General features: G+C 63.8%; 19 protein-coding genes and 1 pseudogene. 8 read left to right on the top strand and 12 right to left on the bottom strand.

Features of this window, described 5'->3' with window-relative positions:
• Positions 1-68 precede the first annotated feature (68 nt).
• From AC1RMY_RS22960 to AC1RMY_RS22950, 3 genes are all read right to left on the bottom strand, one after another.
• A complete protein-coding gene (locus AC1RMY_RS22960; RefSeq protein ID WP_492868493.1) occupies positions 69-728 on the bottom strand; it encodes a methyltransferase family protein in 660 nt (219 codons plus the stop codon).
• 21 nt (positions 729-749) lie between these two features.
• On the bottom strand, positions 750-1,016 hold the full coding sequence (locus AC1RMY_RS22955) for a DUF2933 domain-containing protein (RefSeq protein WP_492868491.1): 267 nt from the start codon (positions 1,014-1,016) through the stop codon (positions 750-752).
• A 258-nt stretch (positions 1,017-1,274) separates the two neighbouring features.
• Entirely contained in the window at positions 1,275-1,547 is a 273-nt protein-coding gene (locus tag AC1RMY_RS22950; protein ID WP_492868489.1) for a hypothetical protein, read from the bottom strand.
• A 1,054-nt stretch (positions 1,548-2,601) separates the two neighbouring features.
• Here AC1RMY_RS22950 and AC1RMY_RS22945 point away from each other — a divergent pair.
• Together AC1RMY_RS22945 and AC1RMY_RS22940 are read left to right on the top strand one after the other, a co-directional pair.
• On the top strand, positions 2,602-3,327 hold the full coding sequence (locus AC1RMY_RS22945; RefSeq protein ID WP_492868487.1) for a Crp/Fnr family transcriptional regulator: 726 nt from the start codon (positions 2,602-2,604) through the stop codon (positions 3,325-3,327).
• 174 nt (positions 3,328-3,501) lie between these two features.
• Positions 3,502-3,798 (top strand): annotated as a pseudogene (locus AC1RMY_RS22940) (DUF411 domain-containing protein); the annotation flags it as partial.
• A 57-nt stretch (positions 3,799-3,855) separates the two neighbouring features.
• On the opposite strand, the gene AC1RMY_RS22935 reads toward AC1RMY_RS22940, so the two are convergent.
• Complete coding sequence (locus AC1RMY_RS22935) at positions 3,856-4,428, bottom strand: hypothetical protein (protein WP_492868485.1); 573 nt, start codon at positions 4,426-4,428, stop codon at positions 3,856-3,858.
• A 76-nt stretch (positions 4,429-4,504) separates the two neighbouring features.
• Between AC1RMY_RS22935 and AC1RMY_RS22930 the strand changes: the two genes are divergently transcribed.
• The 4 genes from AC1RMY_RS22930 to phnE are packed head-to-tail and all read left to right on the top strand — an operon-like array spanning position 4,505 to position 8,879.
• Positions 4,505-6,391, top strand: coding sequence for a cytochrome c peroxidase (locus tag AC1RMY_RS22930; protein WP_492868483.1), 1,887 nt, complete (start codon positions 4,505-4,507; stop codon positions 6,389-6,391).
• A gap of 1 nt (position 6,392) precedes the next feature.
• Positions 6,393-7,274 (top strand): phosphate/phosphite/phosphonate ABC transporter substrate-binding protein, encoded by an 882-nt coding sequence (locus tag AC1RMY_RS22925; RefSeq protein WP_492868482.1) that lies wholly within the window; start codon positions 6,393-6,395, stop codon positions 7,272-7,274.
• Positions 7,275-7,284: 10 nt separating this feature from the next.
• Complete coding sequence (locus AC1RMY_RS22920) at positions 7,285-8,055, top strand: phosphonate ABC transporter ATP-binding protein (protein ID WP_492868481.1); 771 nt, start codon at positions 7,285-7,287, stop codon at positions 8,053-8,055.
• Positions 8,055-8,879, top strand: a complete 825-nt coding sequence (gene phnE, locus AC1RMY_RS22915) for a phosphonate ABC transporter, permease protein PhnE (RefSeq protein ID WP_492868479.1) — start codon at positions 8,055-8,057, stop codon at positions 8,877-8,879. The genes AC1RMY_RS22920 and phnE overlap by 1 nt, the downstream gene beginning before the upstream one ends.
• A 204-nt stretch (positions 8,880-9,083) precedes the next feature.
• Here phnE and AC1RMY_RS22910 read toward each other — a convergent pair whose 3' ends face one another.
• The 5 genes from AC1RMY_RS22910 to AC1RMY_RS22890 all read right to left on the bottom strand — a co-directional run bounded on the left by AC1RMY_RS22910 (position 9,084) and on the right by AC1RMY_RS22890 (position 12,315).
• Positions 9,084-10,460: a transposase gene (locus tag AC1RMY_RS22910; protein ID WP_492868477.1), complete on the bottom strand. Its 1,377-nt coding sequence runs from the start codon at positions 10,458-10,460 to the stop codon at positions 9,084-9,086.
• Between the two features lie 83 nt (positions 10,461-10,543).
• Positions 10,544-10,891, bottom strand: coding sequence for a hypothetical protein (locus tag AC1RMY_RS22905; RefSeq protein WP_492868529.1), 348 nt, complete (start codon positions 10,889-10,891; stop codon positions 10,544-10,546).
• Entirely contained in the window at positions 10,852-11,196 is a 345-nt protein-coding gene (locus AC1RMY_RS22900; protein ID WP_492868475.1) for a hypothetical protein, read from the bottom strand. Before AC1RMY_RS22900 ends, AC1RMY_RS22905 begins: the two co-directional genes overlap by 40 nt.
• Positions 11,193-11,834 (bottom strand): class I SAM-dependent methyltransferase, encoded by a 642-nt coding sequence (locus AC1RMY_RS22895; RefSeq protein ID WP_492868473.1) that lies wholly within the window; start codon positions 11,832-11,834, stop codon positions 11,193-11,195. Before AC1RMY_RS22895 ends, AC1RMY_RS22900 begins: the two co-directional genes overlap by 4 nt.
• A 73-nt stretch (positions 11,835-11,907) precedes the next feature.
• The gene (locus AC1RMY_RS22890; protein WP_492868471.1) at positions 11,908-12,315 is read right to left on the bottom strand and encodes a MerR family transcriptional regulator; all 408 of its coding nucleotides are present in this window, start codon (positions 12,313-12,315) and stop codon (positions 11,908-11,910) included.
• Between the two features lie 41 nt (positions 12,316-12,356).
• Between AC1RMY_RS22890 and AC1RMY_RS22885 the strand changes: the two genes are divergently transcribed.
• Both AC1RMY_RS22885 and AC1RMY_RS22880 read left to right on the top strand, forming a co-directional pair.
• A complete protein-coding gene (locus tag AC1RMY_RS22885) occupies positions 12,357-12,797 on the top strand; it encodes a mercuric transporter MerT family protein (protein ID WP_492868469.1) in 441 nt (146 codons plus the stop codon).
• Complete coding sequence (locus AC1RMY_RS22880) at positions 12,763-13,044, top strand: GDCCVxC domain-containing (seleno)protein (protein ID WP_492868467.1); 282 nt, start codon at positions 12,763-12,765, stop codon at positions 13,042-13,044. The genes AC1RMY_RS22885 and AC1RMY_RS22880 overlap by 35 nt, the downstream gene beginning before the upstream one ends.
• A gap of 94 nt (positions 13,045-13,138) precedes the next feature.
• Here AC1RMY_RS22880 and AC1RMY_RS22875 read toward each other — a convergent pair whose 3' ends face one another.
• From AC1RMY_RS22875 to AC1RMY_RS22865, 3 genes are read right to left on the bottom strand one after another with little or no spacing between them, the layout of a single operon-like run.
• Entirely contained in the window at positions 13,139-13,804 is a 666-nt protein-coding gene (locus AC1RMY_RS22875) for a transmembrane anchor protein (RefSeq protein WP_492868465.1), read from the bottom strand.
• Positions 13,805-13,814: 10 nt separating this feature from the next.
• Positions 13,815-14,543: a HupE/UreJ family protein gene (locus AC1RMY_RS22870; RefSeq protein WP_492868463.1), complete on the bottom strand. Its 729-nt coding sequence runs from the start codon at positions 14,541-14,543 to the stop codon at positions 13,815-13,817.
• A gap of 50 nt (positions 14,544-14,593) precedes the next feature.
• Positions 14,594-14,983: a hypothetical protein gene (locus AC1RMY_RS22865; RefSeq protein ID WP_492868461.1), complete on the bottom strand. Its 390-nt coding sequence runs from the start codon at positions 14,981-14,983 to the stop codon at positions 14,594-14,596.
• Between the last annotated feature and the right edge of the window lie 17 nt (positions 14,984-15,000).

Raw genomic sequence — 15,000 nt, 5'->3', positions numbered from 1 at the left:
CTGCGATCCGATGAGGGTGAGGATCGGGTCAGACCTCCGTCATAAGCCCCGCTTAAGCTCGATACAGTTCAGCGACTGGCCGTTTTGGCCGGCCTGGAAAACAGCCGAGGGAAGTAGCCGGGCACGTCTCGCATGTAGCGGACGTAGGCATCGCCGTGCTCGGCGAGCACCTCCTGCTCCTCACGTCGTGCGAGTCTCCAGTACATGAAGACGAGGATGGGGAACATCGCGACTGTCAGCAGCGTGGGCCATTGCAGCAGGAAGCCGAACATCACGAGGACGAAGCCAATGTATTGCGGGTGCCTGATCCGGGCGTAGACACCGGTGGTGGCGAGCGTGCCGCGTCGCTGGGCCTCGTAGAGCGCCTTCCAACCTACTGCGATCAGTGTAAAGCCGCCACCGATGAACACGAAGCTCAACAGGTGGAAGGGACCAAAATGGGGGTTCGCTCGCCAGCCAAAGAGTTCCTCGAGAAGATGGCCGGCATCGTGGGAGAGCCAGTTCACCTCCGGATACCGAGACTGCAACCAACCGGACAGGAGATAGATCGTCAGCGGGAAGCCGTACATCTCCGTGAAGAGGGCGATGATGAAGGCACTGAAAGCACCAAAGGAGCGCCAATCGCGCGGTGATGTCGGCTTGAAGAAGCTGAACGCGAAGAAGATGAAGACGACCGAGTTCAGAAGGACAAGCGACCAGAGGCCGTATGCGGGAACGTTGTCGTGCATGGTGGCGCTCCGGATGGCTGGTCAGTGCTGGTGCGGAGGTTGCCGCCCGCGCGAAGATGAGTCGTTCGATTGGCCTCCGTGACCCCCGTGTCCTCCGTGCATGAAGACGTGAAGCAGCGGGCAGGCCAGGATCACCAGCCACGGAAGCCAGCCGAGAAGATGAGCGCGATGTTCCGTGATCAGATAGAAGGCCGCGACGGCGAGAAATCCGAAGAGAGCGATCTTTACCGCGATCGATCTGCTCGGTTGCTGGTCCTGGCCGTTGGGGTGGTCCGCACTGTGTTCCATGAGCTCGCATCCGAGTTGGAGACCATCGAGGGCAGATACCGCTCCCGCGGATCGTCGTCGGGTCCCAATTGGGCGAGCCGTGGGAGCCTTAGGCGTGCGGTGGCGTGATCTTGGCTCAACAGATGAGGCGAACGAGGGCGCGAATCCTTGATCTCGGTTAAGTTGAAGCGGCGAAGTGACTTGGCGCTCCGGAATCCCCGATACGGCTCGCCCGGGCTAAGATGTTCAAGTCGACTCTGCGCTTCCGCGGCAAGGCCATCAGGCCTTCGGCAGGATGTCGAATTCGCGCGCCAGCAGGCTCACAGGTCGCGAACAGGAGCCGAGCCGGACATCTACGCCGAGCGCTGAAAGTCGGCTGCGATCGGCTTCATCAATGAAGCCGCAAATAAGCTTGGTGCTACCGGTTGCGAGGACGAGGTCACAAGTGGCGTCGCCGGTCCGCTCGCTGTTCGCGCGGTACTCGCACTTCTGTGCGTCGTCAGGATCGATCAGGAGCACACCGTCGCACTTGGCGAAGAACGGGCTTAGCATCGCTTCGCGTCGCCCGCGGGCAACGAGAACTGCAACCCGGTGCGCCCGATCAATTCTGGGCAGGGCTATTGGTGCCATCTTTGGCCCGCGGAAATTACCTTCTACGCCTCGAGAGATCAGCACGATCGTCCGCGCAGCACCTTAATCTCGATCAATCGCGGCTCTCGGCGGCACTTCCGATGTAGCCGCGAAGATCCAACGCGGTTTTGACCTCGATCAAAGCGGCAAGCACCCTGCCATAGTGAAATGGCCGAGCGGGATTTTTCGCAACGCGTATCTGGACTTCTCAACTTCCAGATCCGCGGCTGACGTTCGGCGCAACCAACTTTGGGCGGCGGGGTGCTGGTGTTCAGGTATCTGTCATTGGTGTTTGTCTGTGCGGTTACGCTGCTTATGCAGGGCGGGGCATCGTCGGCGCACGACAATCATCCGGTGCAGCAGCCCGCCTCGGTAGCTCAGGTGCTGAATTCGGACGTCATCGTGACGCCTGCAAGTGAGAACGCTTGCTTACCGGGGCGCGCCTGCTGCAGAACGGTCTGCGCGCAGTGTCAGTTGTTACGGCTCGCATTTGGCAGCGATGTCACCCGAGCGCCGTTTACATCCTCAAATATTGCGTTCGCGAGTGAGGATGAGGTGCGCTCGGTCATAATCGGTCGTGATCCGCCCGTTCCCAAGGCCCATCTCCGTTAGGCCGCCGTGCTCGCAGTCGATGCGCCGCCTGCCAAGGCAGGCTGACTGGTGCTTGTTCGTGAGTCCTGTCGTGCCGACCGAACGCCTGGTTCGCTGAGCAAGGCATTTGGGATTTCATCCGGAGTACCAATGGGTTGCCCAGGCAGCCACCCCCCAACGGGCAGGAACGCCCGGGAGGTGCAATATGAATTTGGATCAAGCGTCTTTCATAGACGAGACAGCCCGGTCGCTCCGCCGCGACGGTTGGGAAAATATCGCGCGCGGAGCGAAGGGATCAACTTTTCGTGGTTCGCTATCGCGCGAACTAGCCGACAGTGCGGGTGCGTCGATTGGGGATCTGAGTAGACGTCCGCGCCATAGCCCAGTGACCTCCGATGGCAAGCCACGGAGCCCCGTCATCGTCTCCTCGTCAATCGAGGCGCATCGGCTGGTACCAGGCTACCGGACTGGCGATCGAAAAATAGAAGCTGGGCGCGACCTGTTCAGCGTAGGGTCGACAGGCAACCCAATCTTCAATCTGATCGATGGTTGGGTGGCCCTCTACACTCAGCTCGAGGATGGCAGGCGCCAAATCGTTCAGTTCGCGTTGCCTGGTGCCATCCTCGGCATCCTCCCATCCAAGCGATCGCAGGCAACGTTTGGGGCGCTGGCGCTGACTGACGCGATAGTTTCGGTGATTCCGACGTCGATGCTGGCGACGCTTTCCCGCGACGAACCGGAGCTGAACATGCGTCTGGCACGGTCGCTCGCTCGCGATTGCAGCTTGGCGTTCGATCACCTGACGAGCATCGGGCGTCGGTCCGCGCGGGAGCGAGTGGCCCACCTTCTCCTGGAGTTGTTCACCCGCTATCGCGCGCAATGGCCAGGCAACCGTATCGAGGAAATGCCACTTCCGCTTACGCAGGAGCAGATCGGCGACGCCACTGGATTGACGTCGGTTCACGTCAATCGGGTCCTCAGCGGCTTGCGGAAGGAACGGATCGTTGAGTTTCACTATCGCCGGCTTCGGATCCTCGATCCGGACAGGTTGATCGAAGTCGCGGATGTTGAGCCGGAGATCGCGACGGCATGGCTTGAGCGACAGCCATAACCGCTCGCGGGATAGTCGGCGGAGGCCATGGCATATGGTGCCGCCATGGCCTCTCGCGTGCGAAGACGACGCTATATGGAGGCGATCCCGGCACGTCGGCGCAAGCCTCAGGGGGGCTTGCCTTCAACTCGATCAGGGGGCTGCGATTCAATCCGATTTGACAAGGTTGATGACGTGATGCCGCTCAAGGTCCGGCTCGGCGTGCCCGATGCCTTGGTGTCGTGCCACACGGCCGAGATTGGCGGCTATGTTGTCGAAGGCCATGTTCCGGCCGAGGCGATCAAGCGATTGCTGGTCGAGCGCCCGCAGGCAACTGGAATCGCGGTCGCGGGCATGCCGGTTGGCTCACCTGGGATGGAGGTTCCGGGCCAGGCGCCGCAAACCTATGAGGTCGTCATCTTTTCTGCCGGCAGGCAGAACGTCTTTGCGCGGTATCGGGGGCTGCAGCACATCATGAGCCATGCGGGCTGACAACGCAGCTCAAGCATTGAAATCAGGCTAGCGACGAAGCGACTACGGCCAATACCGCTACGGAGCAGCGCTGTCGCTCTGCCGCTCGCTTTCTAGCTGTGCGGGTGACCGCGGGATCGCGGTCACCCGGTTGCGAGCGTCACTGTTCTCGCGACCCAGCGTTCTGTTTCGCCAATTGGCGGCTATCCGCTCAAGCGCGTCGGCCATTCTTCCGAGGGGACCACTGAAATCAGGAATGTCGATCATGACCAGTAACAGCCCGGCGATCCAGAATGCGTGGACGTGGGTAAACATTGCGAGCAAACCCAGCACGCATACGATCTCGTACTGCATCTTCTTGGTTTTGTGCGCGATCTGATCTGGAAGCGCGTGCGCCACAGTTTCGCGGGCGGGCGGGTGCAGATCGAGCCGGCTGCGGAGCGCCATCACGACCACCTGATCGATGTCGACACCGGCGAGGTCGTGGAGTTCCGATCCGATGCGATCGAACGGCTGCAGGCGGAGGTCGCCGAGCGCCTCGGTTTCGAGTTGATCGGCCGCACGCTCGTTCTCTATGGGCGGCGCACATCGAGGCCCGACGGGTAGAGCGTGTCCTGTCTCGGCCGTATTGCGAATAAGTTGCAGTTGCATTGACTCCATCGGAGACGGGGCTATGCTCCGCTCCGCTTTCTGCGAATGGATCGCAGTCGCAAGTTGGAGGATCGAGATGATGCGGCGCCGCCTTCTTGCGTGGACCGGATTGGCGCTGGCGGCGGCCTTGGGCCAGGGGACGCCGGCACGGGCCGATATCGGGGTCGAGACGCCGTGGCACCCGGCCGCGGCCGCCTATCGCAGCATGATCTTCTTCGGCGATCTCAAGCCCGTGGTCTGGGACCAGATCGGTGCCGCTTATGAGAGCCCTCATCCGGCGGCGGCGATTTCGCGCCCGGCCAAGGTCTATTTCGAGAGCCTGAAGGGGAATGCCGCAACCGCAATCGAGAAGGCGATCACGGCGAAGGACCGGCAGGCGCTCTACGAGGCCGCGACACGCGCAACCTCGCAATTGACGCGCCAGACGCTTGCCGAGGCAGCCGATAGCCTCGCTGCGCCCGGCAAGGCACATCAGAAGGTGCTGGAGGCGCAGACGCTCTACCGCTCCTTCGGCGAATTCATCGATCAGGCTGATCCGGAAGCCGGCAAGCGGCTCGGTCGCGCTTGGCTGGAACTGACCAGCAGCGTCGGCTCGCAGGGCGTGCTCGGCATCGGCGCGGTCGCACCTGAGCTCGAAGTCTTCGCCGGAGCGCGCAAGGCGATCGAGGACTATCTCGCCGCCAATTTCGAGCCTGAGCGCTTCAAGGCGCGCGAGGGCCTGACGCCGCTGCCGGAAAGCGTCGTCGCCGCCCAGGGGGAGGTCAAGGTCACTCCCTGGCTGCCGCCGGGCAGCAATCTCAACGACCAGGATCCGCTGCCCAAGCTCGTGCTGAATTTCGAAGAGCGCGAGATCAAGGAGATCGATCTGCCGCTCGTCGCCTATGGCGACATGCTGTTCGACAGCCCGCTCATCTTCGGCGAGCCGGCGCGTTCGCTCGGCCTTGCCTGTTCGTCCTGCCACAACCGCAGCGACGTCAACCAGACCTTCTTCATCCCCGGCATCAGCCACCAGAAGGGCGCCATCGATACGCGCGGCTCGTTCTTCAACCCGCTCTTCAACGACCGCCGGCGCGGCAGCCTCGACATTCCCTCGCTGCGCGGCCTGCGCTTCACCGCCCCTTACGGCCGCGACGGCCGCTTCGGCAGCCTGCGCGACTTCACCCGCAACGTCATCGTCAGCGAGTTCGCCGGCAACGAGCCGACGCCCTTCATGCTCGATGCGATGGTGGCCTATCTGCTCGAATTCGATTTCCTGCCCAATGACAAGCTCGACAAGCGCGGTGGCCTCACCGAGAAGGCCTCGGCTTCGGCTGTCCGCGGCGCACAACTGTTCCGCAAGCCGTTCCCGCAGATGGACGGCAAGGCCTGCGCCACCTGCCACATCCCCTCGGCCAATTTCCTCGACCGGCAGGCGCACGACATCGGCTCGGCCAGGCCGAGCTATGAGGGCGGCCGCGACGGCGCCTTCGACACGCCGACCCTGCTCGGCGCCAAGTTCACGGCGCCCTATTTCCACGATGGCTCGCTGCCGACGCTGGCCAGCGTCGTCGACTGGTTCAACGACCGCTACAAGCTGAAGCTTCGCAAGTCGGAACTGGCGGACCTGACCGCTTATCTCGAGACCATCGGCGACGCCAACGAACCCTACCAGAAGTTCGAGGGCAAAAAGACCAAGTTCCGGCTCGATTGGGAGGAGTTGACCACCTTCGCCTCGACCTTCGAGGCGCTGTTGCCCAAGCGTGATGCCAAGCACGCCGACCTGATGCTGGAGACGGTCGCGACCGATCTCGCGGCCGATGCCAGCGGCATGGTCAATGCGGCGGCCAAGCCCAAGGTCTACGAAGTCGCCGGATACCTCAGCGACATGCGCAAGGCGATCGTCGTCGACGACTGGGCGGCGGCCGAGAAGAGCTGGGCGCGGTTCAAGGAGTTTCAGGCGAAGTACGACGAGGAGATGTATTGAGATGACGCGTCTGACGATCGATCGCCGCGCGCTCATGCTGGCCGGCCTTGCCGTCGCGGCGGCGCCTCTTGCCCCGGCCCTGGCGCAGAAGCGCAAGGAACTGGTTCTCGCCTTCATCCCGCAGGAGAACCCGGAAAAGCTTCAGGGCGACATCAAGGTGATCTCGGCTTGGCTCGCCAAGGAAATTGGCGTGCCGGTGCGCGGCTTCGTCGGGAGTGATCACGCCGCTGCGGTCGAGGCGCTGCGCAACAACGACGCTGACATCTCCTTCATGGGTGCGCTGCCCTATGTCATCGCCAATGCCCAGACCGGCGCGGTCGCCGTATTGGCGGAGGTCTATCGCGGAAGCCCGGCCTATACCGGGCGCATCTTCGTGCGCCGCGACGGCGCGATCGAAAAGCTCGCCGACCTCAAGGGCAAGGCCATCGCCTTCGCCGATCCGATCTCGGAATCGGGCTACCTTTACCCGCTCGACATCTTCGTCGAGAACGGCCAGCTCCAGCGTGGCGAGGATCCCAAGCGCTTCTTCGGCAAGGTCTACTTCGCCGGCGGCTACCAACAGGCCATGCAGGCGATGCAGGCCGGGTTGGTCGACGCCGCCGGCGTCAGCCAATACGCCGATCTGCTGCTGACGCCAGACCAGCAACCGCAGGTGAAATGGATCGCCGAGTCGAAGCCGATCCCCTCGCACGTCGTCATCGCCCGTAAGGATCTCGATCCGGCGCTCAAGGCGAAGTTCGTCGCCGCCATGCTCAAGCTCAATCAGCCGCAGAACGTCGCGCTGCTGAAGCATGTCTACAGCCCGGACGGCTATGTGGAGGCTGATCCGAAGAGCTTCGATGGCGTCAGGGAGCTGGCGAAAGCCTACGGGTTGATGAAATAGGGGCACCGCCATGCCAGGCAGCGCCGTCGCGCTCGACAATCTGTCCTTTCGCTACAAGGGCGAGGATCGGGGCAGCCTCGCCATTGCGCAACTGCGGATCGGAGCCGGCGAGAAGGTGGCGCTGATCGGCGCGTCCGGCGCCGGCAAGTCGACCCTGCTCAGGCTGCTCGACGGCCGCCTGCGCGGCTTTCGCGGGCAAGCGAGCGTGCTCGGTCGGACGCTCGATCCGGCCAGGTCACCGCCGCGCGCCTGGCGTTGCGACACCGGCTTCGTCTTCCAGGAATTTGCACTGGTCGAGCAGGGATGCGTGCGCCAGAACGTGCTGAACGGACGGCTCGGGCGCACGCATCCCTGGCAATCCCTCTTCGGGCGCTTTGGCGAGGACGACCACGACGCGGTGGAACGGGCGATGGGTGATGTCGGCATTGCCGAACTCGCTGAAAAGCGAGTCGATCGCCTCAGCGGCGGTCAGCGGCAGCGGGTCGCCATCGCGCGCTGCCTGGCGCAGGATCCCGCCCTCCTGCTCGCAGACGAACCGATCAGCAACCTCGATCCGGTAACGGCGGAAGCGATCCTGGCCCTGTTGCACGATTGTGCGGCGCGCCGCGGCGCGACCCTGTTGGTCTCCTCGCACCAGCCGCGCCTGATCGCCCCTTTCGTTGACCGCTTCATCGCCCTCGATCACGGCCGCGTCGCCTTCGACGGGCCGCCCGAGGCGCTGTGCGACGACACGCTGGCCGGCATCTACGAGGAGGCCGGACCGGTTCCGGAACCCGTCTGATGAGCGCTCAGGACAGCCTCGCCGTTTCTCCGGCCAGGGCCACCGCGCCACGCCGCGACCGCGGAGAGCGCTCCCGCTCCTACGCGCCATTCCTGCTCTCGCTGGCGCTGGCAGCGCTGATCGTCTGGTCCTGGAGCGGCAGCGACATCGAATTGGAGCGGCTCGCCAGCAGCGGCGGGCGCATCGCCGATTTTCTCGCGCGCATGCTGCCGCCCGATCTGTCGGTGCTGCCCGTCGTGCTCGAATCCTCGGCCGAGACCTTGCGCATCGCCGTGCTCGGTACGCTCGGCTGCGTGCTGCTCTCGATCGCCTTCGGCCTGCTTGCGGCCGAGACGCTGACGCCGCGCTGGTTGCATCTGCCGGTGCAATGGTGCCTCGCCACCATCCGCGGCATTCCGCTCATCCTGGTCGCGATGCTGATGGTCGGTGCGGTGGGCTTAGGCCCACTACCGGGTATCCTCGCCATCGCGTTTCACGCCACCGGCATGCTCGCGAAATTCTACGCCGAGGCGATCGACGGCATCGACCGCGCCCCGATGGAGGCGCTGGACAGCGCTGGCGCCAGCTTCCTACAGAAACTGCGCTTCGGTGCCTGGCCACAGATGGCGCCCGACATCGTGCGCGATACGCTGTTCCGCTTCGAGATGAACCTGCGTGAATCGCTCATTCTCGGCATCGTCGGCGCCGGCGGCATCGGATTCTACATCCAGGTCTATGTCCGGACCTTCCAGTATCAGAAGGTCGCGACGCTCACCCTGGTCGTCGTCGCCTTCGTCATTCTGATCGAACTGGCCAATGGGCTGATCCGGCGCGTGCTGCGCTGAGCCGGCAGGGGCAGGCCTCGAGCCCGCCCGGGAAGGCAATCACGGCCTCGAGGTCGATCCCGTGCTCTCGATCCGACCCGCCTGCTCGCTGCGGCAATTTTGTCGCCAGCCAAGGTCAGCTTTCGATTTGATTTTGTTGAAGAAGTCGGCCGTGGCTTGGCTATCGAGCTGGGCTGGATGGCATTGTGAGAGGGGTGTTCGCCCTCATGCCTCCAGGGGCAGCGCTCCCAGCGGCATCAGCTTCGCCATTTTCCTGAGGTTCTGGGCGGTGGCTGCGAGGAGGAACTCGTCGCGGGCGCCGCATGGTCCTCTCAATCGCAAGCGGTCGAGCTTGAGGATGCGCTTCAGGTGCGCAAACAGCATCTCGACCTTCTTCCGCTCGCGCCGCGAGGTGACGTAGGCATCGGTGGCGGCGATGTCGCGCGCCATGTCGCGGGCGCCCTCGTGGATGGAGCGCAGAAGCTTGCGAGCAGGATCTTTCGGACAGCACTGCGGCTTCAGGGAACAGGCGCCGCAGTCGCGCTTGATCGCCCGGTAGCGCATGAGACCTTCAGGATCGATACCGTCGCGCGGCACCGCGAAGGGCCGGCGGAACTGCCGAAGCTCCTTGCCGTTCGGGCAGATGTAGAGATCGCGATCGTGATCATAGGCGAAGTCGGACCGGCTGAAGGTGCCGTCCCGGCGCCGGGATTTGTCGAACACCGGGACATGCGGCTCGATCCCGCGCTCATGCACCAGCCAGGCGAGGTTTTCGGCCGAGCCATAGGCGGCGTCCGCGACCAGCTTCTCGGGCCAGGTGGCGAATCTGTCCTGTGTGCGCTCGATCATGGTTCGCGCGGCGCCGACCTCGGCCTGCCGCACGGCCGTCGTCGCCTCCACATCCATGATGACGGCGTGCTTCAGGTCGATCAGATAGTTCGTCGCATAGGCGAAGAAGGCCTGCCCGCCATGGGCTGCTGTCCAGCGTGCGGCAGGATCGGCCGGCGAGATGAACTTGGGCACGACCGGCGTCGCCGCGCCGAAGGCGGCATCGTCCAGCACGGCCAGATACTCGCGCACCGCATGGTTGGCGGCCTCGGGCGCCAACCCCTCCTTGCCGGGCACGCCGTTCTGGCGATTGGCATCGGCCTTGATCAGGCTGGCATCGACCGCAAATCCCTCACCACCGACCAGCCCTTCCGCCATGCAGCGCCTGACCGTCGTCTCGAAGACCTCGCGCAGCAGATCGCTGTCGCGGAAGCGGCCATGCCGGTTCTTCGAGAAGGTGGAATGGTCGGGCACATCGCCCTCCAGGCCAAGCCGGCAGAACCAGCGATAGGCGAGGTTCAGATGGACTTCGTCGCAAAGCCTGCGCTCGGAGCGGATGCCGAAGCAGTAGCCGACGATCAGCATCCGGATCATCAGTTCGGGATCGATCGAGGGACGGCCGGTGTCGCTGTAGTAGGGACGTAGATGTGCACGAATGCCGGAAAGATCGACGAAGCGGTCGATGGCGCGCAGCAGATGATGCGCCGGAACGTGCCGCTCAAGGCTGAACTCGTAGAACAGTGCCTCCTGCGCAACCGTCCGCTCGCCCATCATCGCGCCGCCCTCCACAAGGACGACTGAATCAGAACCTCAAGCTCCCAGCAACACCGACTTCTTCAACAAAATCGATTTGATACTCAACGTTCGGAGTCATGGCGTGAGGCGGAATGTTGGCTCCCAGGCCAACTCCTGTCATCGGTTGGCGGACGCTCTAATGTCTCAGATCGGTCGGGAGCGGAAATCAGCTTCTCCCAAATGCCCCATGATTCGCCCAGTCCGTCGAAGGCGCCGTCCAGCGCTGCGATGACGCCAGCTTCGGCTTGGGTGAATTCCGATGGCGGCAGGTAGTGGTAGCTCGTGCCCTCGTCGCGCAGGGCTTGGTCGATCAAAATGAAATAGTGCGGCGGCCGAATGGGCTGCAGTCGTCCCGAAGACGTCACGCTGATCAGAAGCTGGCAACCGGAAGCGAAGAGATGTTCCGCCACCAGCACGGCAAAGGACGCACCGACGACGCAGCTGACGATGCCAAATTCGACATGCTTTCGACGAAGCGATCGAGTTCGCTGCGATAGCAGGCCCAGTCTGGGTCAGATGTAGCGCGTCCGTCCTGGCGCAGCCGCCGGGCGAGATCGCCGTCGGGGTCGAGCACGCAGATCGCCGGCATTTCCCGCACGCCGAGGCCCTTCTGACGACGCGCTTCGCGCAGCAGGTTGCCTGGCTGGAACGCTGATGCTTCGGAGTGGTGCTTGATGGCCAGTACGGGCGCAGGCGTGTCGCAGTGATCGATCATGGCTCGCCTGACGCCCGCGTCGGCGTCTTTTTGAACAGGCACCAGATGAAGTCCTGGCGGTTTCCGGCGGGTGTCACATGCTTCTGCGAGCGCTGATCGATCAGTTGGTAGCCCGGTCCAAGCTCCGCTCGCAGCATCTCCGCCGAGTAGCGCCTGACGGGGAGCCCGCTGCATCGTTCCGGCCCGCTGAGCGCGAAGGGCGCGAGGATGACGAAGCCGCCAGCCCTGAGGCCGCGATCGAGGGCATGCATGTAGGCCAAGCGATCCGCCTCGTCGACGAGGAAATGGAATACTGCCCGGTCGTGCCAGATCGAGAAGGCATGCTGCGGGGGCCGCCAGGCGGTGACGTCCTGCACGATCCATGACACGCGCTCGGCGCTCTCGCCAAGGCGCTTCTGTGCGACGGCGAGACCGGCCTGGGCGATATCGAGCACGGTCAGGTTCGCATGGCCGCGATCCAGCAACCGGTCGATCAGCACGGAGGCGCCGCCGCCTACGTCGATGATCGGTTCCGAAGCCCCCAGACCTGTGCGCGCGATCATGGCGAGCGACGGTGTGGGATTGTCCTGGAACCAGCTTACCGTGTCGGCCGGCTTGGCCGTGTAGACGTCGTCCCAGTGGCCACGTTGCGGACTCATGTGCGTCGGCTCCTCGTTCGGGATCGGGCTGACTGACTTTTGCAACCTCGCCCTCCCTACAAAATGCAACGCTTTACAGTTCCAGCATGTCCAATACAGGACATGGCCCGAGCGGCTCGCTGGTGCAGCGGTCGATCGAAGCGGAGAGAATGCTCTCCAGTCTGGTCAGGTCGGCAAGCTTGTGACGCACCTGGTTCAGGTGAGTGATCGCTAAGTTCTTCACTTCTGCGCAGGAATCGTGTCGAGCATCATTCAGGATCAGGAGCGCGCGGACGTCGTCGATGCTAAACCCAAGGTCGCGGCCTCGGCGAATAAAGGCGAGCCGCCTGACGTGGGCGTCGTCGTAAACGCGGTGGCCGCCCGACGTGCGCGGCGGCGCAGGCATTAGCCCAATCGTCTCGTAGTAGCGGATCGTCTCCAGATTGACGCCCGCGGCTTTGGCAAGCTGTCCGGCCGTGATGCCTCTCGCCCTTGTGAGCATATTTGGCTTGATCCCGTAGTGGCTACGGGAGTCAGGGTGACATGGATCGAAGCGGAGCACCATTCATGACCAGCACGGAACTCGGACAGTCGGGAACTGAGGAGCCTCTCCCCGCGCCGTCGACGGGCCTCTTGGCGGGGACGGGCGCCGTTATCGGGATCAGCGCTCTGATCGCGTCCTCGTGCTGCGTGCTCCCAATCGCGCTCGCGGGACTTGGTGCGACCGGCGCGATCTTCAGCGGCCTAGCCTTCCTGGCCGATATCCGCCCGCTCCTCATCGCTGGCTCGGCTGTCCTGTTGGCATGCGGTTGGGCATTGTTCTTCTGGCGAAAGCGCAGCCCGAGTTGTCATGGCGATACTTGCGCTAGGCCAGGAGTGTCGGGTCGAACGAAATGGCTGCTTGGCTTTGGCTCTTTGGTCGTTGGGCTGGCGCTGGTGTGGGGGCCCTATGTCGAACCTCTCTTGCTCAAGCTGGCGAGGTGACTCCGTGCAACTTGAATCGACGCTGACCTGTCCTCACTGCGCCCATCAGGCGACCGAAACGATGCCGACCGACGCCTGTTGGTTTTTCTACGAATGCAAGGGCTGCGGCGTGCTGCTGCGACCACTGGAAGGCGATTGCTGCGTGTTCTGCTCCTATGGCGACGAACCTTGTCCGCCAATTCAGGCGGCCGCCGATGGACAGCCGTCGGCGGCCGCCTGCTGCGCTCGGATAGCGGGCTCGAACTGAGCCCGCCGGCGGATTCTGAATCCGCCTCAAGCGACCTGTTTTCGGTTCGCGTCCTGCAAGCCGGCCCGTGTCCAGCGGGCCGGCCGAGACGCCGTCAGCTCATGCGCTTGATCTCGGCATAGGCGCCCTTGGTCCGCAGGATGATGGTGACGGGCTTCGTGCCGCGGTTGCGCCAGAACCAGCCATGTCCGCCGTCATAGTCGGCGGTAAGCACGCCTTGGTCGCCGCCTACGGCGCGCCCTTCCTTGTAGGTCGTCTCCTTGGCCCCGGGGCCGGGCGTACCGTGCATGATGTAGTTCACCACGCCGTCCTTGACGCTCCAGTCGAACGTGACCTTCGCACCCTTCACCATGGTGAGCTTGTATTCGGCACCCTTGGTTGGATCGAGCGTAATGACGGTCTCGTCTGTCTTCTCGGCCTGGGTGAGATCGATCCGCTCCCCGGCCTGCGCCGGCGAGACGAAGAGCCCGGCAAGCGTGGTCAGCAGGCCGGAGCGCTTGTCCGGGGCCGGTTGAACCGGCGTAGCCGAACTGCCCTTCAGGCGGTCGGCCTCGGCTTCGGCTGCGAGCTGGGTCTTGATCTCGCCCATCTCGGTCAGCTTCAGCATCCGACCGATGCCGGTGGGGTCGATCGCGTACTCGGCCGGCAGGACGATGGTGACGAGGATGCCGGCGGCCGCGACGATGGCTATGGCGGTCGAGCGCAGGAGCTGCGCCGAGGAGGGCAGTTCGGCGCGGGTCGGGATGTCGGAGTTGTACATGGGCTGTCCTTCAGGTCTGGGGGAGGAAGAAGCCGGTGAGCTGATAGCCGATCAGCACGAACCCGGCGGTCATCATGACGGTGTTGGCAGTGTAGGCGTGGCGAAGGAAACTGGGTGTGCGCCGCCAGAAGCCCATGGCGATCAGGATCGCGGTCAGCGCGAGAATCTGGCCGAGCTCGACGCCGACATTGAAGGCGAGCAGGTTCGGCACGAGGCCGTCGGCAGCGACGTTGTAGTCGAGGATCTTGGTCGAGAGGCCAAAGCCATGGAACAGGCCGAAGATCAGCGTTGCCGCCTTGGTGTTCGGCTGGACGCCGAACCAGCGCTGATAGGCGCCCATGTTGTCGAGGGCCTTGTAGACCACCGAGAGACCGATGATGGCGTCGATGATGTAGGCGTTCATGCCGATGTTGAAATAGACGCCGAGCAGCATCGTGGTGGAATGCCCGAGCGCAAACAGGCTGACATAAAGCGCGACGTGCTTCATCCGGTAGAGGAAGAACACCACCCCGAACAGGAAGAGGAGGTGGTCGTAGCCCGTCATCATGTGCTTAGCGCCCAGATAGACGAAGGGCATCAGGTTGATGCCGCTGATCTCCTGGATATAGCCCTTGTCACCTTCGGCGACGCCGTGGGCGATGGCGGGCGCGAGGCTCGCGAGCAGCAGGAACAGTGGAAGCGATGCGTGCGCGGCTGCTGAAAGCAGCCGGCATCGCCCTCCGATTGAAGGTCGTTTCATGGAATGTCCGATGGTTCGTCGAGGATGGATGGCCGCCGAGGCGGCCGGGCTCATGCTGCGACGAAGGATCTCGGGGGACGCTCCAGCCCGTCGGGATGGCCGGGATCGGCCATGATGGGATCATGTGCTGCGCTGGTGCGGGCGAAGCCCGGCGTAACGAGCGCAATCACGGTGAGCCGGTCGGCCGTTTCATGGAGGTGATCGGCTGCGTTGTGGCCGTGGACATGCCCCGGTAGCTGTTCCGACGGCTCGCCCTCGTCGTGCGCATGTCCATGCTCGGCGATCGTTGCGGCCAGCTCCGCGTGGCGGACGGCTTCGGCCTGCGCGATTGCATATGCATTGTGCCCGGCAGCCACGTGGACCGCCGAGAGCAGCACGCCCAACGCCATCGCGAAGGCGATGGCTAGGCTGAACCAGGCTCTGAAGCTGCGGCGCGACATGGGCGTCAGGTAAGGAC

The sequence above is a fragment of the Allobosea sp. GW822-FHT03F07 genome, from assembly GCF_058801345.1.
Note: the sequence above shows the minus strand (reverse complement) of the source record. Positions and strands in the feature narration are given on the sequence as shown.